Genomic DNA, 23,902 nt, shown 5'->3' with positions numbered 1-23,902 from the left:
AGAAGGCAGAAGGCGGAAGGCAGAAAATACAAAATCGTGAGTTTCGATTCTGCTTTCTGCGGTCTGCCTTCTGCCTTGAAAACTATTCGCCCACGTACGGCAACAGCGCCATGAAGCGGGCCCGTTTAACGGCCAGGGTAATGGCGTGTTGGCTGGCGGCGGTGCAACCGCTTTTGCGGCGGCTGACAATTTTGCCTTGGCGATTGGTGAGCTTGTTCAGCAGGTCCAAATCTTTGTAATCGACAAAAAGCGGGCGCGGCCGCTTGCCGTCGATGAAGATGGGGTCTTTTTTCTTGGTGCGGATCTTGGGCTTGGCCCGCTTCCGCAGAGGCATTTTCTTCTTATCACGAAAACCAAATCGAGGCATGGCGAGTTCTGCGCTTCCAAACAGTGAGGGGGAATCAAACTCCCTAAGATACCGGAATCAGCAGCGGAAATCTAGCGGTAAAAAGGCGCCGGTCGTGATGCACTTTGCTTCCGCAGGGTGGCTGGGGTCGACCGAAGGGAGCCCCCAGCGGGCAGCATTCCGGGGGCTCGGCGGCACTCGACCCCGGCCACCCAATGCAGTTCACTGCAAAATGCATCACTACCAAAGGTGCCTGGTGCCTACGTGTCTGAGTGTCTGAATAGCCTTAAGCTCCAGCAATAAAACCAGACACTTAGACACCCAGGCACTTATCCCCCCTAAAAACAATTCGCCCCCGGTGGGCAGCTTGCCAACCGGGGGCGAGGTGATGGTCAAGTTAACTCTCCGTCAACTACCCTCACAAACAATATGGCGATTTTGACGCCAGGCTACTTGCGGTGGTAGCAGCCAGTGCTGCCGCCGCAAAAACGGTTTAACGCCGGCCGTAACCGCCGCCGCCGCCACCATAACCGCCACGGCCACCACCGCCACCGGCGGGGCGCGGGGTGCGTTCCCGCGCTTCGTTGACCGTTAAAGCGCGGCCGCCCATGTCTTTGCCGTTCATCGCGGCAATGGCGGCATTCATCGCTTCATCGGATTCCATTTCGACAAAACCAAAACCGCGGGAGCGGCCGGTTTCGCGATCGGAAATCACTTCAGCGTTTTTCACGCCGCCGTGTTCTGCAAACATGTCTTGCAATTCCGAGGAAGTGGTTGACCAGGGAAGATTCCCTACATAAATCCGTCGACCCATCGAACACCTTCTACAAGGGAGCACACGAGCGAAGCCAGCACTTCTTCAAAACGAGACGTGAACTGAACCGAGGACGCCGTGGCTTGGCTCCCCGAGGGCCACTGGCGCCGCTTGACCGGCTACTAAAAGTGTAGCGTGCCCCCGGCGCAAGCCGCAATGTCTGTGTGATAAAAACGATCTAGAAAGTCCGAAAATGCCGGCGACGACTACCGTCGACCTTCCGCGGACACTAGGCCCACCCCTCCCGTGGTAAGCCGCAAAGCTTTGCCGGTTTTTAGGTTGGGGAAGGCACCAGCAGCTTCCGCCACCGGCCCATGCTCGGCACTGCGATCTAAACGCTAAACGTGCTACTTGGCAGCCCTGGCGATATAATCATATAAGTTTTAGAAGCGCTGGTTTTTACGGTTGCTAATAGGAATCCACTGATGGGTAATTTCGTTATTCCCGCCGAGTTGGCCGCGCAGCTGGCGGGCTTGCCGCATCCTGTAAATCTGTGTGATGCTTCCGGAAAAAAGCTCGGCTATTTTGTGCCGGCGATTGAATCCAGCGATTATGAAATTGTCGGCCCGGATTTAAGCCCCGAAGAATATCGCAAGATCGAACAATCGTCGGAGTGGCACACAACCGCCGAAGTATTGCGTCATCTGGAGAGCCTTCAGTGAATTTTCAAATTCGCTGGAGCCACATGGCACTTGGCGCGTTGGGGCAGTTCTGGCTCGATTACCCACAACAACGCTCGAGCATCAACGCGGGCGCCAGCAAACTCGATGAGTTGCTGCGTGTTGATCCCGCTGATCAAGGAGAATCTCGCGGAGTGGAGTCGCTGCGCATTCTATTTGTGCCGCCCCTGGTAATTACCTATAAAGTCAATGAGCCCGACTTGCTCGTTCAAGTGCTCAACGTCCGCTTTCTCAAACGTCGAGGATTGGACTGAGAGGGAAGCTTCCGTCACCACTCGTCACTGCTTCCTTGCTGCCGTACTCACTTGGCGATACAAGCTCCGGTGTTCCTGGGCCATCTGCGCGGCGGTGTAATGGGTGTGAATGACTTCCCGCCCGCGGCGGCCGTGATCGGCGGCCAGCGCAGGATTCAAAACATATTCGCGCAATTTAGCGGCCAGATCGGCGGGGTTTTCGGCTTCGCACAACAGCCCGCCGCCGGTGTGCTCGATGATTTCCGGGAAAGAACCGTGCCGCGGCACCACCACCGGCACGCCATTGGCCAGCGATTCCAAGATCGAAAGCCCTTTGCTTTCCCGATACACGGTCGGCACGCTCATCACATCCAGCGATTGCAAAAACGCAATTTTCCCGGCACGGTCCAATTCGCCAGTAAATTCAAACTGGTCGGCCAAGCCCAATTGCTGCACGCGCTTTAAAATCGATTGAAAATATTGCTCGTCGCCCGACGATTTGTAACCGGCGGCCTTCAATCGCAGGGGCGGCAGCGGCGCGCCAGACCCATCGGCTCGCAATAATGCAAACGCCTCAATCAATAAATGCAGGCCCTTCTCCGGCGCAATGCGAGAAAAGTAACCAACGGTAAACGCTTGGCCGGGTTGGCTAGTCTGGCGCTCGCCGTGTCCGGCCAAATGCAGCCCGTGACGAATCACCTCAATCCGGCTGCGCGGAATGCCCAAATAATCGGCCATGAAATCCGCGAAGTAGCGATTATACGCCACGAACACGTCGACATCCTTGGCGCGCTCGCGTAGCAACTGCCGCGCCTGGCTGTAGTACGGCTCGCTCAATTGTTCCAAAAACAAATCTTCGCCTGCCAGGCCGCACACGATGGGCACATTCAGTTTTTTGCGCAGCCGGCCGGCCATGCCCAAGAGCAGTGCATTGGAAAGATGAATGACTTCCGGCCGCCCCTCTTGCTCTAGCCACTGCAGCAGCTTTTCGAGTTCTTTCCGCTGTCGGCCTTGTTCGCCTTGCAGTGTGGAAACGGTCAGTGCGCCGAGCTTGGCGAATTCCATGCCGGCACTGCGCTGCGCGAGCCAGTTAAGGAACTTGGGCGAATCGAACCAGCGATCCAAAAACCAGGGGGTGTGCCTGAACACCGAAGAGTTCTGTTGCAAATACACATTCACGCCGCCGAAAAACACACGATTCAAACTGACATTTTCTTCATCGGTGCGCAGCGGCGTATAGGCGGGCACCAGCAAAATATCCTCGCCCAACTCTGCTAATGCTTTCGCCAAACCGTTGTCGTGCAAGCAGGAACCGCAATAGCGCGTGGCTGCCCCGGCGGTGAGATACACAATCCGCAGTGACGACCCGGCACCCTTAGAGCCAGGCATTTCCGGCGGTTGAATCATTGTGGTTGCCTGCGGAGTCATGTGGCGCCTTCGCCGGGCAAGCCCGGCGGCTAAACATCAACGGGCGCAAGGATCTCCAGCAATTCTACCGCCGGCTCGCCGTTGCAGTGAATAATGGCGGTGCGCCCATACGTGAATTGTTCTGGCCCAATGGCCAGCAGGCGGCACAAATCGCTCCCTGGCTGCACGCGCCACAGCCTGACCAGCTCGATTTCCCGCAATACGTTGTGGCGAACCAAAATCCGCCCCAGCGGCGTCTGCTGGCTTTCGATTTCTTGCCGCACTTCAGGGCTAAGAAACTCGAAATTGAGCCGTACAATGCCGAACTGCACAATCCGCCCATCGGTTTGGCGGGCTAAGAGAATTCGCCGCGCATAGATTGTTCCGCTGCGTTTTCTTTCCAGTACTTTCACATCCACCGGGCTGCCGTAAAACTCCTCGACGGTAACCGTCATGTGATGGTTATGTACCAGCAACTGATGATACGGCGGGGGAACTTCGGCCGCGGCCGTCTCCTCTAATTTGCCCAGCGCGACAGGCGAATCATAAAACAACTCGACGAGGTCCGATAACTCAGCGTTGACGCGGCGAGTGGGCACAGGCGGCAAAACGGTAGGCGGTAAACGGTAGGCAGCAGGCGGAGCGAACGGTGGGAACTTCAAACGGAACAAAGCCTCTCTGACATCGATCTTAACTCCGCCGGCGCTCCAATACCATGTCGATCAAATGGAAAAACAATCGCCGTAGCGGCTCGGGCTCGATTTCCGCGGCCAACGCCTCGGCCCGTTGTTGATGCTTTTCGACCAGGCGATCGGCTTTCTGAAAAGCGCCCGCCTCTTCGTACAGCCGGCGGATTTCGCATAGCTTTTCATCCGACAAGGGAAGCTCGCTGACCAAGGTTTCCAATTCACTGCGATTTCCCGCCGCCAAACCTTCCAATGCTAAAGCCCACAGCAAAGTGGGGCGGCCGCCGATGACATCGCCGGCGACCAACAGTTTATTGTGATTATCGCCCAACCAATCGTTCTGGTCGTTGATGATTTGAAAGGCGATGCCCAAATTGCGCGCAAATTGACCGACGGGCTCCAAGTAGTGCTCGGCCGGGCCGGCCAAACGTAAGCCGGTATGCAACGCCGCTTCGAAGGCGGGCGCGGTTTTCAGAGCGTAAATGCGGAGCGTATCTTGCGGGGTGAGCTGTTTGTTGTGCGAATCGCGCCACAACAACTCGGCGCCCTGCCCTGCGCTCAGCTTCATGTGGGCATCGGCAATTCGATCCAAAATGTCGCTGACCACTTCCGGCCCCAGCGACTTCGCCTCGCGGCTGACCAACCGGTAGCCCAGCCCAATCAAATAATCGCCCACGTTAATGGCCGTGGGCGTGCCGTATTTGCGATGCAGCGTGGGCGTGCCGTAACGGAACTCGTCGTTATCCTCAATATCGTCGTGCACCAGCGACGCCTTGTGAAACGTTTCGATCGACAAAGCGCAGCGCTTCACGGCATCGGGCAAGGCGATGGGCTTAGATTCATCCCCCACGTTTGCCGCGCTGCCGCCAGTAGTGCTGCCGGAGACATTCACATTCTCCGCCAAGGCGTGATACGCCGCCAACGTAATGAATGGCCGCGAATGCTTGCCGCCTTTGGCCAAAAAATCGTAGGCCATGGCTTCGGTCGCCGACAGCGGATCCAAATGTTGCACGCCCTGGCCGTTAAGCCGCTCCGGATGCGTGCGGCCCCCGCTGGTTGCGGCATGTAAGCGAGGCGCCAACCGCTCCAATTCCTGCGGCAAGAACATTGCCGCGGCTGCTTCCAGCAACCGACTATACGCCGCGCCGCTAGCCGCACACCGGCGATTCAACGCAGATTTTGTCGCCGACGACAAACTTCCATCCGCCCGGACAGATTGGGGTAATGCAGTCGCCAAAGTAAATTTCCTGAAAAGCCGCGGCCGGTCAATTCACGTTCCGTCTAATGCTACACGTTTGAAGCCACAAGAAAAGATGGTATTCGGCCGGTTGCGCAGACTTTCCCCAACATTCTGCCGGCGTAATACTGCGAATCACTCCGCTTTCACAGCCCTTACGTGTACCGCACCCCACGATGTTCGGGCTCAAAAAATGCTGGCAACAGTGCATCCACCTGTAGCAAGCCGGCGCGGGTCAATTGAATGCGGTCGCCGTCCAGGGCCAACAGCTCGTCCGCCACGTATTCCTGCCACACCTCTCGCCACTGCTCCAAAATATCGACGCCGAATTTGTCGCGAAAATAGCCCGCCTCCAGTTGGCCCGTTTTGAGTTGTAAAATCATTTCGCGCACCAGCCGCTGATGTGCCGTCGGCTGCATGCCGCGCCACAGGGGCAATTCGCCGCGATCCAGCGCACCCACATATTGGGGCCATTCCGCTAAATTTTGGTAGTGCACTCCGGAGACGTGCCCAAAGCTGGCCACGCCCGTGGCCAGCAAATCGCTGCCACGCCACAAATTATCGCGGTAGCTGAAATTCACTTTCCGTTTGTCTTTCACCAGCGTGTACGCACTGGAAACGCTGTAGCCGACGGCGCATAACTCATCGAAGGCATAATCCACCCAGGCCCGCTTCGTCGGCCAATCGGCCACGGGCGTTTCGGTGTGATTGCCTAAAACGTCTTTGGAGTACACCGTGTTGAACGGCAACTCCATTTGATAAATGGTCACGCTGTCGGGCGAGCAATCGATGGTCCGCCGCACGGTGTCGCGCCAATTTTCCCATGTTTCACCCACCATGCCGGAAATTAAATCGATGTTCGTGTTGGGAAAACCGGCATCCACAATCCACTGCCAAGCCTTCGCGATTTCCGCCGACAAATGAGCCCGGCCGTTCTCTTCTAAAATGGAATCGCCGAAGTTTTCGACGCCCAAGCTAATGCGTGTCACGCCTAAATCGCGCAGCGTTTTTACTTTGGGCTCCGAGAGCGTGCCGGGTTCGCATTCAAACGTAACTTCCTCGGCCCGATCCCAACGGATGTTGGCCCGCAACCGATCGACGAGCGACGTCAATTGCTTGGCGCTCAAAAACGACGGCGTGCCGCCGCCGAAATAGACAAACCGGAACGGCCGCCCGCCCATCACCGGCAGCTTGCTCACGAGTTCAATTTCGCGCGCCAAAGCCGCTACGTATTGCTCCACTTCCGCCGCGTTTTTATCGGTATACACGCGGAAATAGCAAAACTTGCAGCGCTTGCGGCAAAACGGAATATGCAAATACAGCCCCAAGGGAACATCGGCCGGCGGCGCATGCAGCGCCGCTTGAACCGCCGGCAGGGCGTCGGCCGTCCATTGCGAAAACGGCGGATAATTGGCAATGAAGTAGCTGCCAACTTCGGTTTTTTTAGTCGTTCCGGTCGCCACGCTCTGCTATTCCCTCCCGCTCCGCTAGCGCGTCGCGGCTAAACACTTTTCGATCACGCATCCACTTTTCGCAGCTTGATTACTCGGCCGTCGGTCAGCCACTCGGTAATGTAAATGTTGCCGGCCCAATCCCACAGGCAGCCGTGCGGCGAAACAAACACGCCCGGCTTGCGCTGCTCCGGCGGCACCTTGTTTTGGCCGCGCTGCTTCGGATTATCGTTATCGCCCAAAATGACAATTTGCTGATTGTCCTTATCGAGAATACTTACGCGGCCATCGAGCCCCGGCAAGAGCAATTCGGTGCCCCGCTGATCGAAATGGCATGGCTTGCGGAATCCCTTTTCTTCCGGCGGCAGCAAGGTTTCCAGGTGCGAGCCTTCCAAATCGAACCATTGCAGCCGCTCGTTCTTGCGATCGGCCACCAAAATCATCGGATTCGGGCCGCGCGTATCGCACCAAATGCCATGCGGTTCCTCGAGCACGCCGTCATCGGTGCCTGCGCCGCCAAAAGTGGAAATGTACTTGCCGTTTTTATCGTAACGATGAACGTAATACGAGCCGTAACCATCGGCCACATAAAAATCGCCATTCGGGGCGAAGGCAATATTGGTGGGCAAATATTTTTGCTCATTTGCATAGCAACGATCGCTGGCGGCATTTTCCGCTTCTTTGGGATAATCGAGCACGAATACTTTTTCCCCATCGAGCGTGGTTTTCGCCACCTGATGCTGCTTGGTCGTGGCCAAATACAAAAATTCTTCGTTCCCTTCCTTGCGCAGTTGCATGCCGTGCGCACCAACGCGCCACTCGGCCCCCCACGATTTAATAAACTTGCCGTCGGGATCGAAAATGAACACCGAATCGGGCGCGCCGTTTTGATGATGAATGAAAATCCGCCCCTGCGAATCTTCCTGCACCATGTGCGTGTTGCCAAACCGCATGCCCTCGGGCACCTGTGCCCAGCCATGAATCGCCTCATAGGTGTGCGCGCCGCTGCCCAAAATCGGCGGCTTGCCGCCGGCTTTATCGTCGGCGTGCAGAAACAGCGGCGCTCCGGCCAGCGCGGCTCCCGTACCGACGCCGGCAATTTTGACGAAATCGCGCCGCGAAAGGTGCGGCGATTTGTGCGTGAATTTCATGTTTCAGTTCCTCACTTTTTCTCTCCCCAACAGTATATCACCCCGGCATCGCTGGCGATAACGAGGCGCCCTTGGGCCACCGCGGGGCTGCCGACCAGCCGGCCGCCGCATTCGTAGTCCCAGACTTTTTCGCCCGTGGCCATGTCGAGCGCGTAAATCCGGCCATCGGCCGAGCCGAAAAACACGCGCTGGCCCACGACCACCGGCGAGCTATCGACGCGCCCTTTGGTGATAAAATCCCACCGTTTGTCGCCGGTCTTGGGATCCAGCGCGTGAACCATTTTATCTCGCCCACCGAAAATCACGGCCTTGTCCGTCAAGGCGGCGCTGGAACGAATCGATTGGCCGCGCAGCCGGTCCTGCCAATCCCAAACCTTTTCCAAACGCTTCCAATTCACGCACAAGAACGTGCCCCCTTCCGTGCCAAAATAAATCAACTCTCCGCTGGCGGCCGGGGTGCTGCCGGTGGGCGCCGCAATTTCGACCGCGCCGGTTTCTTGGCCATCGTGCAAATCGATCACATGCAGCTTGCCGTCGCAACCAGCCAGAAAACAACAATCTTCCACCACGGTGGGCGAGCAGCGAATTTGATCGCCAATTTGATGCGTCCACTGCTGCTTTCCGCTAGCGGCGTTGCAGCAATACAGCGTGGTGTCTTGCGAACCGAACAGCACCACGTCGTGATAGAAATTCGCCGCCGAATCGATTTCCGCGCCGGCCGTGGCTGTCCATTTTTTTTCGTGCGTCTGCGCGTCCAGGCACAAAAAATTGCCGTCCATGTCGCCGATATACACCCGCCCGTCGCGCACGGCGGCCGCGGCGGTAAAGCCGGCTTTGTCTTTGCCCAGGTCGAACTTCCAGCGCTCCTGACCGGAGCGCAAATCGAGCGCGTAAAACGTGCCGTCCATGTCGCCGATGTACACCGCGCCGTCGACAATGACCGGCGTCGATTCGAACGAGCCTTTCTGCACCGTGTACTTCCAGAGCAGCTGCAACTCCTGCGGCAATGTACTCTCCGCCACGCCCGTGGCCTGAGCGTTTTGGCGAAACACCGGCCAGGGCCCGCCGGTGGAACTGTCACTGTCATCGCCAGCAACTGCCGCTGCTGGATGATTACCTGCTGCCGGCGCTGCAGGATGATTTCCTTCACAACCGCCGCAAATCAGCAATGCACCCAGCAGGAGATTAGCCGCGAATGAACGCGAATGGATGCGGAATGCATTCAGCAGGAGATTGGCCGCAAATGAACGCGAATGAACGCAAATGAGAAACAGATGTTGCATGCAAACGGCGACCGATTTCAAAAATTCCAGACCACTCGCTTCCATTCGACCCGGTTGCGTTAAAAGTTAACCAGGAGCGCCAAATGATATCCAGTAGCCTTCAAATAATTGAGGCATTGTGCCAAATGTTGATCGCAAAAACTATCAACGCATTTCAGCTCGACAATTAAAACTTCTTCGACAAGCAGATCTACGAAATAATCTCCCACCATTTCATCCTTGTAGATCACGCTAATGGGCGCTTGAGGACGCACGCGTATTCCCTGTCGGGTCAATTCGCTGGTCATGGCCCGTTCGTACACTTTTTCCAAAAAACCAAGCCCCAGAACATTTGCCACTTCGTAGGCTGCACCGACCACTTTCTCCGCCAATTCATTCAAATATTCGCGTGAATTTGCGTGCATTTGCGGCTAATCCAAAAATCCGGTTCCCAAAGTATTCGAAACATCATAAGCAGCGCCGATCACCCGTTGTGCTAAATCATTCAGATATTCGCGTTCATTTGCGTTCATTCGCGGCAATACTTTGGCTGGGCGTTCATCCGCGGCTAATTTTCTGCTTTGCGGCGATTCGCGGCCAATTCCTGGCCTCAATACGCGGCCTGATACAGCGACAGCAATTCCGGCACGCCGGCTTTTCGCGGATTGAACTCGGCCGTCCATTGCTTGGCGGCGTCGGCGGCCAGCGATTCCAGCTTTTCCGCCGGGATTTTAAATTCGCGCAATCGGCCGAGTAAGCCCGCCTGTTGAAGCAGCTCCGCCACGAAATCTGCCAGGCCTTGATAACCCGCCGCCGGCGCAGGAAAGCCGTTTCCGCCGGCCGTGCATTCCAGTAGCTCGAAATATAAATTCCCGAACTCTTCGCCGTTGAAGCGAATGACGTGCGGCAACATCATGCCCACCGCCTGGCCGTGGGCAATGTTGAAGCTGGCCGTTAGCGGATTGGCCAGCGCATGCGCCGCTCCCAGCATGCTGTTCTCAATCGCCAGGCCGGAAAAGCACGCCCCCAATTGCATGCCGCCGCGGGCAGCCAAATCGCTTGGCTGGGCCAACACATGGGCAAAGTTTCCCCCCAAGGCCAGCCATGCCTCCCGGCTGAAGGCCATCGAAGCGGGATTGCGCGTCCGGCACACGTAGCTTTCCAAGGCATGGGCCACGGCGTCAATGCCCGTTAGCGCCGTCACCCGTGCCGGCTGCGTGAGCGTTAATTCTGGATCCAACAGCGCCACGCGAAAGCTGGCTTTTTTATCGCCGCAGGCCATTTTGACGTGCGTTTTGGCATCGCTGATGAGTGCGAACGATTGCGTTTCGCTGCCGGTGCCGGCCGTGGTCGGCACGGCAATCATCGGGAGCATGGGCTTGGTCGCTTTGCCGATGCCCCAATAATCTTGCATCTGCCCGCCGTTGGTGTACAGAAAATTGATTCCCTTGGCGCAATCCATACTGCTGCCGCCCCCCAGGCCCACAATCAGTTCCGGCTCCCAGCGCTTGGCCACTTTCAAGCCCGCTTCGACGTGCTCCGTAGTCGGATTTTCTCCCACCGTATCGAAGAGTTGCCCTTCGATCCCCGCCTGCTCCAGCATTTTGATCGCCCGAGCGCTGTGCCCGACTTTCACAATGCCCGGATCGCTGACCACCAGCACGCGCCGGGCCCCCAGCTCGCCGGCCAACTCACCCAGCGCAGCCACTTTGCCTGGCCCGAAAACAATGCGCGTCCGCGGATAAAAATCAAACGATGTCAATTGAGTGGCTAGTGGTTAGGGACTAGTGGCTAGCGATGCTTGTGTCGATCACAATGCTATTTCAGCGCGGTCTGTTACACAACATTCGGAACGTAATTGGGGAACTCCAATGAATTCGTCAGATTTAAAAGTCCGGCATTACCGTCATCTGAAGGTTTGGGAACGGTCCATGGGTGTCGCAAAAACCGTATTCAAATTGACCGAGCGATATCCAAAACAACAGACTTTTGGTTTAGCAATTCAATCCCAGCGCGCAGCCATTTCTATACCTTCTAATATCGCAGAAGGCCAAGCACGTGATTCCACGCTTGAGTTTCTGCACCACATATCATATGCGCTGGGTTCTCTTGCGGAACTGGAAACTCAACTGATTCTTGCCGCCGATCTTGGTTTCGTCGCTCCACAAGCCATCGATGATTTGTTGTCGCAACTCAATGAAATCGGCAAAATGCTGCGCGGCCTTCAAAAGTCGCTAAAAGCCAAACAGCGCTGACTAAGCTAGTCACTAGCCCCTAGCCACTAGCCCCTTTCAACGTGGCCACGCGATCCGGCGGAAGCTGGTACGCTCGGGCGCGGAATAAAAATTCCACGATGCTTCCTTCGTGCGGCTGGAGCCAATCGAGCTTGGTGGTGGGAATGGGTCCGATGTTCAGCCGATCAATGTTCGTGGCGTCGGTCAGTTCGCGCTGCCACTGCGGATGGTTCGTAATGGCCGTGCCTACCAGCGTGTAACCGATCGATTCGATCATTTTTTCTTGGGGGCATTTCACCACGGTAACGAACGGGAACATGAACTCTTTTTTCGCCGCCGCCAGCGTGGGCGATTCGCAATGCAACACCGTGGGCCGCAGATAAGCGCAGCGTTCCCGTTCCACCAGCCGTGGGCCGTATTGCTCGGTGACATGCTGCACGCCGCTTTCGCGCAAATCGGCCTCGATGCTCTTCCACACGCCGGCAGCTTGACCGGGCACCGTGAAAGCTGCCAACGATGCGGTCGGGTCCTCCGGCGGTTTCGGTTCCACCGGGCCAATCCGCTTGCCGATGGCCTCAGCAATTTCTTGGGTGTGCCGCGAAGCCCAAATGCCGGAACAATTGATGCAGCCTCGGCCGCTGTTGATGAACACGCTTTCGACCATCACGTCGAGGTATTTTTCCCACTCGTCCACCATGTCATCGCCGAGCAGAATTTTGCTGAAGCCCGGACCGTGCACGCTCACTTTCGGATTGCCTTTGTAGCGTTCCACGGTGGCGGCGCCGCCGAAAATCATGCTCCGCTCGCAACTGGCCAGCACCGCAGCGCCGGCATCGGCCCCGCCGGGGTAAATACCGATCGCCTCGGCTGGAATGCCTGCCTGCACAAAGGCCGCGGTCATGCGATACGGCGTCCACGGCTCTTGCGGCCCAGGCTTGAGGACCAGGCCCACCTGCATGGGTATCACCGGCAGCCACAGCGTGTGCACGCCCGGCGAGTTGGACGGCAGCACCACGCCCAGGGCCGGCGCTTGGCATTGATAGCTCACCACCACGCCGCGGCTTTCCACCCCATAGCCGCGCGAAAGAATCGACAGCGGCAGTCCGCGAGTGAGCGCATCGAGCATTTGATCCATGTGCGTCAGCACGAAATGGTTTTTGGCCATGTTCCCTTTGGCCATGTGCTCCGGCAGGCCGGTGCTGGCCGATTGCTGTCGGGAAAACTGCTGGGGCGATTGCGTGCCATCGCCCATCGGCAACGTGGCGTTCAAATACAAATCCGCCGCTTTTTTGATCCGCTCGATCAGTTCTTCCGGCTTGAAATCCAACAGTGCCTTCCGGGCCTGCTTGGCATTGCGCATGTCGCGCTGCAAAAGCGCCCCGTTTGCCTGGCTGACCGAAGCAATCGGCTCGCCGCTGAGGAAGTGAACCACCTGGTCCTTCTCCAGCGAATCGTATGGCTGGCCCCAGCGGATGACAGGCAAATTTAACATTAACCACCCTTACTCCCCGCTTTAATACACCCCAACCGTCGTGGCTTCGGCCAGCTCGTGAAAGGGGCGCACGCCGCTGACACCGTCCCAGGGATATTTTTCGAATGGCGGTTCACGCTCCCCTTCGTCTCGCTCCAGGAACCCAGGCACAAAAAATTCTTTGGTCAGCGTGGTCAATTTCGCCCGGCCTGTTTGGCCGTAGCCGACCACGTTGTTGTAGTTTTTGAACTCGACGACTTCCACCATCGCCCGCGGTTGCGGCGCGTAGTAGCTAATTTTGTAGCCGTCGGCGGCGGTGATCGGCTTGCTGGCGGCCAGGCCCATCAGCGTGTTGCCGTACGTCGGAGTCATGTACACGCCGCTTTGCTCCGGCGGCCCGCCCAAAAATTCCTCGACGGCAAAGCGGGTCCATTGCGGCGTGAATTCTGTGCCGCCGCTGAAAATTCCCGTAATGCCTTCCTTCGGAATGCTGGACCCTTGCTTCTCCAGTTCCAGCGCCAGCGCCTCCAGCAGCTTGGGCGTAGTGAACATGCACTTGATCTCGTGGCCGGCGCGCAAAATGGTGATCGCCTGTTCGATGCAGTGTTGCTTGTACGCTTCCAAATGCTCCATCCAGCCGCGCTTGATCAGCTTGATGACCCACCGCGGATCCAAATCGATGCAAAAGCAAATGCCGCCGCGATGTTGTGCCAAATGCTCCACGGCCAGCCGCAGCCGCCGCGGCCCTGACGGACCCAGCATCAACCAGTTGGCGCCCTTGGGAAAATATTTTTCCGGCAGCGTATCGCTGAATAGCGAGTAATCGATGCGAAAATCTTCGCTGGCAATGCGGCTTTTGGGGATGCCCGTGGTGCCGCCGGTTTCAAACACGTAAATCGGCTTATCGGCCAGCGCCTTGGGCACCCAGCGCCGCACCGGTCCGCCGCGGAGCCATTCGTCCTGGAATTCCGGAAACTTTTTCAAGTCGTCGAACGTGCGCACTTCTTTCAGCGGATCGAACTTCAATTCCTTGGCCTTCTCCAGCCAGAATGGACAGCCGGTGGACGGATGAAAATGCCACTGCACGGTTTCGTACACGTGGGCATCAAGCCGTTCCCGGGCAGCGGCAACCAAAGATTGAATTTGGGCTGGCAAAGCGGCGGCGGAGGTCATGCAAGATCCTTAGCGATTCCCGGGTAACCGGCAAGCTACTGATTTTATCGCCCGAAGTCAGTTTGTCGCCAGCCAGGCGCGGATTTTGTGCGCTAGCTCGTCGATTTGGCCGGTGTAAATGTGATTGGCTCCGGCGATGGTGACTACGCGGATATTTTGGGCCGGCGAGGCGGCCGCCAAAATCGCTTCGGGCAGGCCGCGAAAATTCATCTCCTGCAGTTCCACGTCGCCAAAAGCAAACAGCGTGGGCAGATTGATGCGGTCCAGTTCGCGCAAAAAGTTATATTTTTCCTCAGGGCCGTACTTGTCGATGAAGCTGGCGGCCGAGACCAAAAACGGCAGCGGCGTTTTGATTTCCATCAGCGCCTCGCCGTGCCCTGCCGCCAAATGTTCCTGCGCCAGGCGGTAATGAGCCAGAAATTCGTCGCGCTTCTCGGAAGATAGATAATGCGCGTGCGACAGCCGCGGCGGAGAAATCGCCACCAACCGCACCAGCGCCGGATGTTGCATTCGAACTGCGGTATATAGCGCTTTGATGGCCCCCAGGCTGTGCCCCACCAGCGCCACCGATTGGCAGCCGCGCGCCGCCAAGCACTCCAACCAAGCGACCAGGTCGTGGCGGCAATCGTCCACGTGCTCCAGGGCCGAGCCCGCTCGCTGCGGACCGTGCAGCGTGCTGGCGATGCTAAGCACATCGTGTCCCCGTGTGTTCACGCGCAGCACGGCAATGCCATCGGCCAACAGTTTGGAAGCCAGGCCCTCGAACAGTGCCGAGGCGTAAAAGTTGCTGCCGGTGCCATGCACGCACAACACCGCATCGACCGGCGGCTGGCGCGGCGAATCGACATGCTTTGGCATCGCCAGCGCGCCAACCAAGCGCAGACCGTCGGCCGTTCGCACCTGGACTAATTCAACATGAGACATTCGAAATCGGCTCTGTTTACTGATTGCCGGAAACCTGGCCCGATCGATCGTCCTGCTGCCCGCCTGCCACGCAGTATAGCTGGGTTTCGGTGCGCAAAAACAGGTCGCCGGCAATGGCCGGGGTGCACAAAGTGCGTTCTTGCATGTCGTTGGCGGCCAGCGTTTGAAATTTGTCGCCGGCAGCCAGCACGTACACCGTGCCGAATTCGTTCGTGGCGTAAATGTGCCCATCGGCCGCAACGAGGCTGGGGGTGAACGTGCCCTTCAACCGCTCGCGCCATACTTCTTCGCCGCTGGCCAAATTCAAGCAACTCATCACGCCGCCGTCAGCGATCAAGTACAACCGATTCCCCAGGGCCACGCCGGTCGGCACATAGGCCCCGCCGCGAGAATATTTCCAAGCGATGCGGCTGGCGGTGACATCGCCGCTTCCGCCGGGCCGAATGGCAATGATGGGTCCATTCCGCCCACTGGTGCTAATGACTAATCCTCCGCACACGATGGCCGTCGGACATACCACGTCGGTCGTTCCTTGCACGCGCCACAATTCGTGGCCATCGGCCGGATCATACGCTGTGATAAAGCCGCTGCCCGAGCCATCCACACCCGTGCCATTTACCACCAACTCTGGCCGCTGCTGCCCGGCTGCGTCTACCGCATCGATTATTACCGGCGTGCTCCAGGAACCGGTGCTGGTGCGCGGCGTGCTCCACACCGGCTGGCCCGTGCGCTGATCGAATGCCTTCAGGCTCGATTCGGTCGCGCTATCGCACAATTGAATGACGTTCTGGCCCACCAACACGGGGCTGGAGGCGCTGCCCCATTCGTGCGTCAGGGGTCCTAAATCAGCGTGCCACAGTGGATGGCCGGTGTCCAAATCAAAAGCAAACAAGCCGGCGCTGCCAAAGCTGGCAAACACCCGCTGGCCATCGGTCACGACCGAGGCCGAGGCATAACCATTTTTATTGTGCTTAGAACCGCGCGCCGTACCGGCATCGGCCTGCCATTGCGGCGCGCCGCTGCGACGATCCAGCGCGCACACCACCAGCTTGCTTCCCTCGTCTTCCCCCAGCGCCGAGGTAATCAATACATGATCGCCCCAAATCACGGGCGAAGAATTTCCACGCCCTGGCACCGGCTGCTTCCAGCGAATGCATTTTTCCGTGGTCCACTCAATCGGCAAATGCTGCGAGGCCGATAGGCCGGAAGTGTTTTCACCGCGCCAGCCGGGCCAGTTTAAATCGGCAACCGCCGGCTCCGTCCTATCTGCCGCCTCGCCTGGAACCGCCGAGGGTTGGAAGGTTGCCGCACTGGAAATCGTGGGATTGGACGCTATGGCCGATTCCGCGCTGGCCGGCAGCGACAGCACCACATCGGGCCGTCCATGTTCTTGCCCGCAACCGCAGGCGCACCATGCCGCCAGCAGGGCAATCCACATCGGCGCCAACGGGCCGTCATGCCCACAAAACGCAAGCTGAATGCGCATGAATCCTGTGCGAAGCGCCGGCAAAAATCCTTACGGCGGCTTCCGCGTAACCAAGGGGAGCCATGGCCGGGTTCCGTTTCCTCGCGGAACATGCCACGGAATGGGGTTAGATTGTAAGCGTTATTGCGAGTTGGCCGGGCTGGATGCACTGCCCAATTGCGCCAACACCTGGAGCACGCCGTTCAAATGCGCCAGCCGAGGGCCGTAGCGATCGATGAATTCGTTCAGGAAGAAATCACCGTCGATCAGGGCGTCGGGGTTTTCGTTGACTTCCGTGGTCAGCGTTTCCAGGAATTCGGTCTGCACTTTGGTCAGCGCTTCGGAGGCAATGCGGCAGCGGTGCGCCAACCGCGGATTGGCCTCTTTCCATTGCTTTAATTCGTTGGCCCGTTGCTTTTGGACCGAGCCGACCTGCGAAATCAGCTCTTCCATCAATTCGTTTTGCCGGTCCAGTGCCAGCAGCATATCGTGCAGCAACTGGTTCTGCTCCAGCAAATTGCCGGCCGCCGGGGCAGGGATGGATGCGGCAGCCGTAGTAATATCGACTTGGGTATACAACGGGGTGGCCGGGCGGATCGAGTTTGACATCGAGAGCGAATCCTAAGTCAGATGAGGTGTTAAACTCTTAATTTAACAACAAACTCCCTCCTCTGCCACTACTTGCCAGTAAGATCATGGACAATTTGAGCTTTCTGGCGGAATTGAGCTTTCCCGTTGAATTTCCCGACAAACACGCTCGCCGGGCAACCATGCCAAATCCGGAATTCCGCTGTCGCCCCGACTGCCGGCAGATCAATCACCATGCCTCCGCCCAAGCCGCCGCTAGCATTTCAAACCGCGGGACGATGGGCATCGTTCAATCTGCGCTTCTCAACTGGTACTATCGATTCATCGGCGAACCACGCTGCCGCTTGAAAGGTCTTCGGTGGCCGCCCGGCGTGGCCGCCGGGGTTAAACGAACGGCCGACATTCCCCATTCCGCACTCCCCCATTCCCCATTCCACACTCCCCATTTCCCACCCCGCAATGTCCCGCCTCTCTACCGGCATCCCTGGTCTCGACGAGCTGCTCGGGGGCGGGTTGCTTCCCGGTCGGCTAACGGTGGTGGTCGGGGCAACGGGCATCGGCAAAACGCAACTGGGGTTACAATTTGCCGAGGCGGGCCAACATCAGGAACAGCACCGCGGCATTATTTTGGACATGACCGCCCGCGGCGATTCGCAAAGTCAGGCCGAGTATGCCCAGCGGATGTTCGCTTGGAAGCTGCATCCGGCCAGCGCTGCCGCGTCGCCGGCCCTGGACGATTTTTTCAACCCGCTCCGCTGCCACGGCGATTACTTGCACATTTTCGATCGCCGCGGCAAACGTGTCAGTCGATCTGATTTAGATTTTGACGCCTGGCACGAGTGGCGCGCCGAATTGAACGCCCGGCTGAACGCGGCCATTGCCTTCTTCTACGGGAACTTTATCCAAGGCGTGCGCCGGACGGTGATCGACGGCGTGGAACCGGCCGGCCGGCACAGCGAATCGATCCAATTCGAGCTGTTCGATTACGTCTATCATCAAATTCTGCGCAAGCAGGCCGATTGGGTCGCCCGCGATTTGTTTCGCCAGCGATTCCGCGAATATGCTGAGGCCGTGGCCCAGGCATGTTACGATCACGAGCAAATTGGCTGCCTGCTGCTATACACTTCGGCCGAGACCATGCTGGACGAGCTAATTCGCCGGCCGCTGGACGAAGGGGACGTGCTGGCCAACGCCAACACCATCATTCAATTGGGCAAAGTGATGGATGGCGGCAAAATCCGCCGGGCCTTGCACATTGCCAAGCATCGGGGCAGCGCGGCCAGCGATCAGACCGTGCCGTTCGAAATTACCGACCACGGCCTGCGACTAGCCTAAATCCTGCTTCCGGCGTTATGATGTGATCGCTCCACGGCACACAGTTTGCAAGATTTCTTACTAGCCCCCTACCCTCTACCCCCTACTCTCTAACCCCTAGCTCCCACCATGCCTGAAGAATGCGTTGTGGCCGTTTATCAGAATGTCGCCGATGCCCAAGCGGCAATCAATAAGCTCATCGGCTCCGGCTTTCCGAAAACTAACATTTCGCTGGTCACTGCCACGCTCCAGAACGAATCGGCGGCCGTCAAGCGGGCGCTGGAACTGGGGGACGAATCCCAAAAAGATGCCGCCATTGGCGCCGGCATTGGCGGCGTCATCGGTCTGCTCGGCGGCGGCACGGTGGTGACATTGGCCGGCACCGGCGTGTTCATTGCCGGGCCACTGGGCGCACTGACCGGCGTGGTCGTGGGCGGATTGATTGGCGCCATCCGCGGCTGGAGCGTGCACAAAGATCACATCCCCGGGTATGAAGCAAAAATCAAATCGGGCCAGGTGCTGGTGCTGGCCCACGGAAACGATCCGCTGGCGGTGGCCAAGGCCGAAAAAACTTTGTACGACGCCACCAACGCCGTGGAAATTCGCCTGCACGCCGCCGTCGACGACGCCGACGACCCCCGCGTCGACGATTTGCCGAAGGCATAATGGGCCGGCCACAGTAAGCCCGCGCAAAATGGCTCCTCTGATTTGCGTTCATTCCCGTTCATTTGCGGCGAATGACTCTGTGGCAGCTTAATCTGCAGCCAGCGGCATTTTACGAATTCATGCGATTGCCGGTGGCGCACCTGCATGTTGCCAGTGGCCTAATTTTGATTTGAACGCGATCGGGCGATCCGGTAAAATCAGCACACCTTTGCTTTGCGCACAGATATTGTGCGGCCGGCAGATTTAGGCCAAAACGACCATGCGCGGGCAAAGAGTTCGCGGCCGGGCGATGCCCAAGACAATGCCGTGAAGCACGAGGTTGTCTCATAAATTTGATTCAAAGAAAATGTAGCGACGAAAAACACTTCACCGAAAATGAACACTGCCGAACGTAAATCGAACTGTTTGAGTCACCCATGATGATTCCCGAACCCGCAATTTTCGGAACCCATTTCATCTGTCCGCTGACAAAACGATTGCGTTCTGTCGCGAAAATAAAAACCTCAGAACAAAACTAACTCTAGCCACTAGTCCCTAGCCACTAACCCCTATCCCCCATGCCCTTCCCCTACGAATTCGACGTGCTTGTGATTGGCGCCGGTCATGCCGGGTGCGAAGCGGCGCTGGCGGCGGCGCGGATGGGGGCTCGCACGGCGCTGCTCACCACCAACTGCGACACGGTGGCGCAGATGAGCTGCAATCCGGCCATTGGCGGCGTGGCCAAGGGGCAAATTGTGCGGGAAATCGACGCGCTAGGGGGAGCCATGGGCCAGGCCATCGATGCCACCGGCATTCAATTCCGCCTGCTGAACCGCCGCAAAGGCCCGGCCATGCACAGCCCCCGGGCCCAGGCCGATAAAAAAGCATATCAGCAGGAAATGAAGCGGATTGTGGAATCGCAAGTGAATCTTGTACTGCGGCAAGAAGTGGTGGAAGACTTGCTGGTCGAACCATCTTCGTTCCCCATTCCCCATTCCCCATTCCCCATTCCCCATTCCGAACCTTCGCGCATCACCGGCGTTCGGGTTCGCGGCGGCGCCGAATACCGGGCCCGCGCGATCATTCTCACCACCGGCACGTTTTTGCAAGCGATTATGCACACGGGCGAAACTCAAACGCCCGGCGGCCGCGCCGGGGAAGGAACCACTGCCGGCATCAGCGGCGCGCTGGTGCGATTAGGCTTCGAACTGGCACGCTTCAAAACCGGCACTCCTTGTCGCTTGAACGGCCGCACGATCGATTACAGCCGCTGCGAACTTCAACCGGGCGATGACGATCCGCAGCCGTTCAGTTTTCTGAGTGACCGCATCACGCAGAATCAAATGCCGTGTTGGATTACCTACACCAACCAGGCCGTGCATGATTTAATTCGCGCCAATTTGCACCGGGCGCCCATGTACTCGGGGCAAATTCAATCGCGCGGGCCACGGTATTGCCCGTCGATTGAAGACAAGGTAGTGCGGTTTGCGGATAAGGAGCGGCATCAGTTGTTCTTGGAGCCGGAAGGACGCAACACGCTGGAAGTTTACGTGAACGGCGTATCGACCAGCTTGCCGCGCGATGTGCAAGACGCAATGCTGCCGCTGATTCCGGGACTGGAGCGGGCCGAGATTATGCGCTATGGCTACGCGGTGGAATACGATTACGCTCCGCCGGTGCAACTGTGGCCCAGCTTGGAAACGAAGCTTGTTAACGGGTTGTACTTCGCCGGTCAAATTAACGGCACCACCGGTTACGAAGAAGCGGCTGCTCAAGGATTGATGGCCGGGATTAACGCGGCTTTAATGTTGCGCGGCGCCGAGCCGCTGATGCTGGCGCGCGAACAAGGGTACATCGGCGTGTTGATCGACGACTTGGTAACGCGCGGAGTGGACGAGCCCTACCGCATGTTCACCAGCCGCGCAGAATTCCGCCTTTCGCTGCGGCAAGATAATGCGGATCGCCGGCTAACGCCGCTGGGCCGGCAAATTGGCCTGGTCGACGAGCGGCGATGGCAGCGCTTCGAGCAAAAGCAAATTGCTATCGCTCAGAGCTTGGCACTTTTGGAAACCACTAGAGTTGGCGAAGTTTCGCTAGCCAAACTATTAAGACGGCCGGAGATTGGCTGGCCGGAGTTGGTCGCCCAACTTCCGGAACTTGCCCAGGCGTCGGCAGAGACGGCGCGCAGCATCGAGTACGACCTAAAGTACGCCGGCTATGTGGAGCGCCAGGAAGTGGAAATCTCTCGCCTGCGCCGGCTGCAGGAAAAGCGGATTCCGGCGAGTTTCGATTACGCTTCCCTCGTTCAGCTTCGCACGGAAGCCCGTGAAAAATTTGCCCGAGTACGGCCAGTAAGTTTGGCTCAGGCTAGTCGAATTAGCGGCATAACTCCCACAGACGTAGCAGTTTTGCTAGTGCATTTGGAGGGGTAAAAACCACATGAAAAGAGCTGTTAGAATAAGAAATGAGGCGACTAAGGAGAAATTTATGTTTTGCGCAAGTTATTTGTTGTCCGCCGGTTGCGGCGATTAGATCAATCTTGACGTAAACAACAAGATGGCTATAATTCGCATGGATGGCAATATTGGTAAGGCGGGTTAGGTGAATCCAGTCTGTCATCCTTGGCAACTTCAGGTTGCTCAGTATGCTGGGTTGGTTACAGGAATCTTGCGTCAAGGGTGGACGAGAGACTTTTCCCGGTGAGGCCGTGCGTGATAATCGTTCGGCGCTCGTCTTTGCGAAACACGGAGGACTAGGTACCCCGAGGCGTCTTGCGGAACAGATGCAAATCGTGGGTCCCGCTGAGACTAGCTGCGCCGCGGCTAGCGAGAGGGTAGTTTGCCAGATGAAAACCGTATTCACGACCGGCGAAGCCGCCAAAATTTGCAAAGTCAGTCAACAAACTATTATTCGCTGCTTTGATTCCGGCCAACTCAAGGGCTTCCGAGTTCCTGGCAGCCGGTTTCGTCGCATTCCCCGGGCCGAGTTGTACTCCTTCATGCGCGACAACGGCATTCCGACCGATGCGCTCGAAAGCGGCAAGCGGAAAATCCTGGTCGTCGACGACGATCAAGAACTGGTCGACCTGATTGTCGATGTCTTGGAAAAAGACGGCCGCTTCGAAGTCCGTTCCGTCAATAACGGGTTCGATGCCGGCATGATGGTCAAGGAATATCGTCCCGATTTGCTGGTCCTGGACGTCATGCTGCCCGACATCAACGGGCGCGAGGTCTGCCAGCGAGTGCGCGGCGACAAAACCATGGATGATGTAAAAATTATCTGCATTTCCGGCATGATCGAAAACGACAAAATCGAAGATTTGAAAGCCGCCGGTGCCAACGACTTTATGCACAAGCCGTTCGAAGTGGAAACCTTGGTCGATCGGATCGGGACTCTGCTGGATGTGGAATCGGTAACCACCGGTTAGTTTGCCAGCCGGCCGGTTGGATGAACACGACAAAACTCCAAGCCCATGGGTTAGCGCCCGTGGGCTTTTATTGTTTGGCAACTTTTTTGCCGCGTGGCTGGCGATGCGTTTGTGCCCAGGGCCGTGGCCTATTAAACAGTCGACATGACTTCCCGCACATTGCTCAGCCTGCCTGCGATCGTTCACGAGTCACGCCATTGGCGTTTGCCCTTGTGCGATTCCTCCGTCTTGGCATTGCTGGAGGCCTTGGCTGAAAAAACGAATACTGATCTTGCGCGCAATTTATGCGCCACCCTGTCAGCCGATCCGGCTCTGGCAATTTGGACCGTGTGGCAGGTGGCCAAAACCAGGCCGCAGGCGAATCCTTCCCCGCCGTCTTTCACCGCGGAGTTTCCGCAATCGATTACGTTGCTCGCCGCCTGGCTGGCGCCACGCTTGCTGCAGTTGCTCGATTGGTGCGATGCCCCGGCCGCAAGTGAGCTTTCGTCCGATCAGCACGGGAAGTTTGCGGCGCTCGTGGCCGAATCGATCGGCGCAGCACAACATGCTTTGCGTGTAGCCGGCCGCGAAAATGCGCTTTCGGAACCGTGCTATCTCGCGGCCTTAACCACCCGCTGGCAGGAATGGTTGCTGGCTGCAAACAATAGCGAAGCGGGCCCCGTCGCTGCCTGGCCAGCGTGGCCATTGACAGCGCCTGCGGCGGACAACTCCACTTACCCCGTGGCGCGTCCGGCCGCCGACGAAGCTTGGCGTCGCTGGCTGGTAGAAATTCCTGGCATCCACAAAACGTTGCCGGCGCTCGCAGCGCAATTGCGCCGCCTGGTGGAGCTGGAACAAAGCTTTGCAGAGCGTTTGCAAACGGCCAAGCTCGAATCACTCAAAGAATTTGCCTACGGCGCAGGACACGAACTCAACAATCCCTTGGCCAATATCGCCAGTCGCGCGCAAACTCTGCTCAAAGAGGAAACGCATCCGGAGCGGCGCCGCAGATTAGCGGCCATCAACACACAAGCTTTTCGCGCTCACGAAATGCTCGCGGACATGATGCTCTTTGCCCATCCGCCGCGACCGGTGTGGGAGCAAGTTGATGTAACGGCTTTGGTTCGCGAAGTGCTCGCCGGGCTGGCCGAACAGGCCGCCGCGCAACAAACCACGCTGCAGGCGCCGACCCGGATCGAACCGCTGCCCATTGTTGCCGATGCAGCGCAATTGCGCGTGGCCTTACGCGCCGTGTGCCAAAATTCGCTAGAAGCGCTGAACCAGGGAGGTCAAGTGACCATCGAAGTTTGCCGTTGCGACGGCGTCGAAGGCTCGACCGAGCAACCCACGAGCGCGGTGCAGATTCAAGTCACCGACAATGGCCCCGGCATCGCGCCGGAAATTCGCGACAAGCT

At 57.9% G+C, this 23,902-nt stretch carries 23 protein-coding genes; 8 read left to right on the top strand and 15 right to left on the bottom strand.

Annotated elements, in window-relative coordinates:
• Nucleotides 1-82 precede the first annotated feature (82 nt).
• Together rpsR and VFE46_19045 are read right to left on the bottom strand one after the other, a co-directional pair.
• Complete coding sequence (rpsR, locus tag VFE46_19050; GenBank protein HZZ30103.1) at nucleotides 83-367, bottom strand: 30S ribosomal protein S18; 285 nt, start codon at nucleotides 365-367, stop codon at nucleotides 83-85.
• A gap of 472 nt (nucleotides 368-839) precedes the next feature.
• Nucleotides 840-1,160: an RNA-binding protein gene (locus VFE46_19045; protein ID HZZ30102.1), complete on the bottom strand. Its 321-nt coding sequence runs from the start codon at nucleotides 1,158-1,160 to the stop codon at nucleotides 840-842.
• A gap of 425 nt (nucleotides 1,161-1,585) precedes the next feature.
• On the opposite strand from VFE46_19045, the gene VFE46_19040 reads away from it, so the two are divergent.
• Together VFE46_19040 and VFE46_19035 are read left to right on the top strand one after the other, a co-directional pair.
• Nucleotides 1,586-1,822 (top strand): hypothetical protein, encoded by a 237-nt coding sequence (locus VFE46_19040; protein ID HZZ30101.1) that lies wholly within the window; start codon nucleotides 1,586-1,588, stop codon nucleotides 1,820-1,822.
• Entirely contained in the window at nucleotides 1,819-2,094 is a 276-nt protein-coding gene (locus VFE46_19035; GenBank protein HZZ30100.1) for a hypothetical protein, read from the top strand. The genes VFE46_19040 and VFE46_19035 overlap by 4 nt, the downstream gene beginning before the upstream one ends.
• 24 nt (nucleotides 2,095-2,118) lie before the next feature.
• Here the strand turns inward: VFE46_19035 and VFE46_19030 are convergent, their stop codons facing one another.
• From VFE46_19030 to VFE46_18995, 8 genes are all read right to left on the bottom strand, one after another.
• Complete coding sequence (locus VFE46_19030) at nucleotides 2,119-3,480, bottom strand: glycosyltransferase family 4 protein (protein HZZ30099.1); 1,362 nt, start codon at nucleotides 3,478-3,480, stop codon at nucleotides 2,119-2,121.
• 50 nt (nucleotides 3,481-3,530) lie between these two features.
• Nucleotides 3,531-4,079, bottom strand: coding sequence for a hypothetical protein (locus VFE46_19025; GenBank protein ID HZZ30098.1), 549 nt, complete (start codon nucleotides 4,077-4,079; stop codon nucleotides 3,531-3,533).
• A 91-nt stretch (nucleotides 4,080-4,170) separates the two neighbouring features.
• Nucleotides 4,171-5,403, bottom strand: coding sequence for a polyprenyl synthetase family protein (locus tag VFE46_19020; protein HZZ30097.1), 1,233 nt, complete (start codon nucleotides 5,401-5,403; stop codon nucleotides 4,171-4,173).
• A gap of 155 nt (nucleotides 5,404-5,558) precedes the next feature.
• The gene (locus tag VFE46_19015; protein ID HZZ30096.1) at nucleotides 5,559-6,866 is read right to left on the bottom strand and encodes a coproporphyrinogen-III oxidase family protein; all 1,308 of its coding nucleotides are present in this window, start codon (nucleotides 6,864-6,866) and stop codon (nucleotides 5,559-5,561) included.
• A 53-nt stretch (nucleotides 6,867-6,919) separates the two neighbouring features.
• Nucleotides 6,920-8,005 carry a twin-arginine translocation signal domain-containing protein gene (locus tag VFE46_19010; protein ID HZZ30095.1) on the bottom strand — a complete coding sequence of 362 codons (1,086 nt, stop codon included), beginning with the start codon at nucleotides 8,003-8,005 and terminating at the stop codon, nucleotides 6,920-6,922.
• A gap of 11 nt (nucleotides 8,006-8,016) precedes the next feature.
• Entirely contained in the window at nucleotides 8,017-9,333 is a 1,317-nt protein-coding gene (locus tag VFE46_19005; GenBank protein ID HZZ30094.1) for a PQQ-binding-like beta-propeller repeat protein, read from the bottom strand.
• Nucleotides 9,334-9,347: 14 nt separating this feature from the next.
• The gene (locus VFE46_19000; protein ID HZZ30093.1) at nucleotides 9,348-9,692 is read right to left on the bottom strand and encodes a GxxExxY protein; all 345 of its coding nucleotides are present in this window, start codon (nucleotides 9,690-9,692) and stop codon (nucleotides 9,348-9,350) included.
• Between the two features lie 185 nt (nucleotides 9,693-9,877).
• Nucleotides 9,878-11,029 carry an iron-containing alcohol dehydrogenase gene (locus VFE46_18995; GenBank protein ID HZZ30092.1) on the bottom strand — a complete coding sequence of 384 codons (1,152 nt, stop codon included), beginning with the start codon at nucleotides 11,027-11,029 and terminating at the stop codon, nucleotides 9,878-9,880.
• 109 nt (nucleotides 11,030-11,138) lie between these two features.
• Here VFE46_18995 and VFE46_18990 point away from each other — a divergent pair, with 109 nt between their 5' ends.
• Entirely contained in the window at nucleotides 11,139-11,522 is a 384-nt protein-coding gene (locus VFE46_18990; GenBank protein ID HZZ30091.1) for a four helix bundle protein, read from the top strand.
• A 19-nt stretch (nucleotides 11,523-11,541) separates the two neighbouring features.
• Here VFE46_18990 and VFE46_18985 read toward each other — a convergent pair whose 3' ends face one another.
• The 5 genes from VFE46_18985 to VFE46_18965 all read right to left on the bottom strand — a co-directional run bounded on the left by VFE46_18985 (nucleotide 11,542) and on the right by VFE46_18965 (nucleotide 17,143).
• A complete protein-coding gene (locus VFE46_18985) occupies nucleotides 11,542-12,993 on the bottom strand; it encodes an aldehyde dehydrogenase family protein (protein HZZ30090.1) in 1,452 nt (483 codons plus the stop codon).
• Between the two features lie 21 nt (nucleotides 12,994-13,014).
• Entirely contained in the window at nucleotides 13,015-14,145 is a 1,131-nt protein-coding gene (locus tag VFE46_18980; GenBank protein ID HZZ30089.1) for a hypothetical protein, read from the bottom strand.
• Nucleotides 14,146-14,202: 57 nt separating this feature from the next.
• Nucleotides 14,203-15,069, bottom strand: a complete 867-nt coding sequence (locus VFE46_18975; protein ID HZZ30088.1) for an alpha/beta fold hydrolase — start codon at nucleotides 15,067-15,069, stop codon at nucleotides 14,203-14,205.
• 16 nt (nucleotides 15,070-15,085) lie between these two features.
• Nucleotides 15,086-16,555, bottom strand: a complete 1,470-nt coding sequence (locus tag VFE46_18970) for a PQQ-binding-like beta-propeller repeat protein (protein HZZ30087.1) — start codon at nucleotides 16,553-16,555, stop codon at nucleotides 15,086-15,088.
• 120 nt (nucleotides 16,556-16,675) lie between these two features.
• The gene (locus VFE46_18965) at nucleotides 16,676-17,143 is read right to left on the bottom strand and encodes a hypothetical protein (protein ID HZZ30086.1); all 468 of its coding nucleotides are present in this window, start codon (nucleotides 17,141-17,143) and stop codon (nucleotides 16,676-16,678) included.
• Nucleotides 17,144-17,581: 438 nt separating this feature from the next.
• On the opposite strand from VFE46_18965, the gene VFE46_18960 reads away from it, so the two are divergent.
• The 5 genes from VFE46_18960 to VFE46_18940 form a co-directional block, all read left to right on the top strand.
• Complete coding sequence (locus tag VFE46_18960) at nucleotides 17,582-18,457, top strand: ATPase domain-containing protein (protein ID HZZ30085.1); 876 nt, start codon at nucleotides 17,582-17,584, stop codon at nucleotides 18,455-18,457.
• 108 nt (nucleotides 18,458-18,565) lie between these two features.
• Nucleotides 18,566-19,102, top strand: coding sequence for a general stress protein (locus tag VFE46_18955; GenBank protein HZZ30084.1), 537 nt, complete (start codon nucleotides 18,566-18,568; stop codon nucleotides 19,100-19,102).
• Between the two features lie 557 nt (nucleotides 19,103-19,659).
• Nucleotides 19,660-21,513 (top strand): tRNA uridine-5-carboxymethylaminomethyl(34) synthesis enzyme MnmG, encoded by a 1,854-nt coding sequence (mnmG, locus tag VFE46_18950; GenBank protein ID HZZ30083.1) that lies wholly within the window; start codon nucleotides 19,660-19,662, stop codon nucleotides 21,511-21,513.
• A 413-nt stretch (nucleotides 21,514-21,926) separates the two neighbouring features.
• Nucleotides 21,927-22,508, top strand: a complete 582-nt coding sequence (locus tag VFE46_18945) for a response regulator (GenBank protein HZZ30082.1) — start codon at nucleotides 21,927-21,929, stop codon at nucleotides 22,506-22,508.
• A gap of 144 nt (nucleotides 22,509-22,652) precedes the next feature.
• On the top strand, nucleotides 22,653-23,902 hold a 1,250-nt coding region (locus VFE46_18940), incomplete at its 3' end, for a HAMP domain-containing sensor histidine kinase (protein ID HZZ30081.1).

It is taken from the genome of Pirellulales bacterium (assembly GCA_035656635.1).
GTDB lineage: Bacteria > Planctomycetota > Planctomycetia > Pirellulales > JADZDJ01 > DATJYL01.
This window is presented reverse-complemented; position numbering and strand designations above follow the sequence as displayed.

Coding starts and splice junctions, on each gene's coding strand:
- VFE46_19010 (HZZ30095.1), bottom strand. CDS start 8,005: ATGAAATTCACGCACAAATCGCCGCACCTTTCGCGGCGCGATTTCGTC.
- VFE46_18965 (HZZ30086.1), bottom strand. CDS start 17,143: ATGTCAAACTCGATCCGCCCGGCCACCCCGTTGTATACCCAAGTCGAT.
- VFE46_19045 (HZZ30102.1), bottom strand. CDS start 1,160: ATGGGTCGACGGATTTATGTAGGGAATCTTCCCTGGTCAACCACTTCC.
- VFE46_19000 (HZZ30093.1), bottom strand. CDS start 9,692: ATGCACGCAAATTCACGCGAATATTTGAATGAATTGGCGGAGAAAGTG.
- VFE46_19030 (HZZ30099.1), bottom strand. CDS start 3,480: ATGATTCAACCGCCGGAAATGCCTGGCTCTAAGGGTGCCGGGTCGTCA.
- VFE46_19040 (HZZ30101.1), top strand. CDS start 1,586: ATGGGTAATTTCGTTATTCCCGCCGAGTTGGCCGCGCAGCTGGCGGGC.
- VFE46_18960 (HZZ30085.1), top strand. CDS start 17,582: ATGTCCCGCCTCTCTACCGGCATCCCTGGTCTCGACGAGCTGCTCGGG.
- VFE46_18955 (HZZ30084.1), top strand. CDS start 18,566: ATGCCTGAAGAATGCGTTGTGGCCGTTTATCAGAATGTCGCCGATGCC.
- VFE46_18970 (HZZ30087.1), bottom strand. CDS start 16,555: ATGCGCATTCAGCTTGCGTTTTGTGGGCATGACGGCCCGTTGGCGCCG.
- VFE46_19005 (HZZ30094.1), bottom strand. CDS start 9,333: ATGGAAGCGAGTGGTCTGGAATTTTTGAAATCGGTCGCCGTTTGCATG.
- VFE46_18985 (HZZ30090.1), bottom strand. CDS start 12,993: ATGTTAAATTTGCCTGTCATCCGCTGGGGCCAGCCATACGATTCGCTG.
- VFE46_18990 (HZZ30091.1), top strand. CDS start 11,139: ATGAATTCGTCAGATTTAAAAGTCCGGCATTACCGTCATCTGAAGGTT.
- VFE46_18980 (HZZ30089.1), bottom strand. CDS start 14,145: ATGACCTCCGCCGCCGCTTTGCCAGCCCAAATTCAATCTTTGGTTGCC.
- mnmG (HZZ30083.1), top strand. CDS start 19,660: ATGCCCTTCCCCTACGAATTCGACGTGCTTGTGATTGGCGCCGGTCAT.
- rpsR (HZZ30103.1), bottom strand. CDS start 367: ATGCCTCGATTTGGTTTTCGTGATAAGAAGAAAATGCCTCTGCGGAAG.
- VFE46_18945 (HZZ30082.1), top strand. CDS start 21,927: ATGAAAACCGTATTCACGACCGGCGAAGCCGCCAAAATTTGCAAAGTC.
- VFE46_18975 (HZZ30088.1), bottom strand. CDS start 15,069: ATGTCTCATGTTGAATTAGTCCAGGTGCGAACGGCCGACGGTCTGCGC.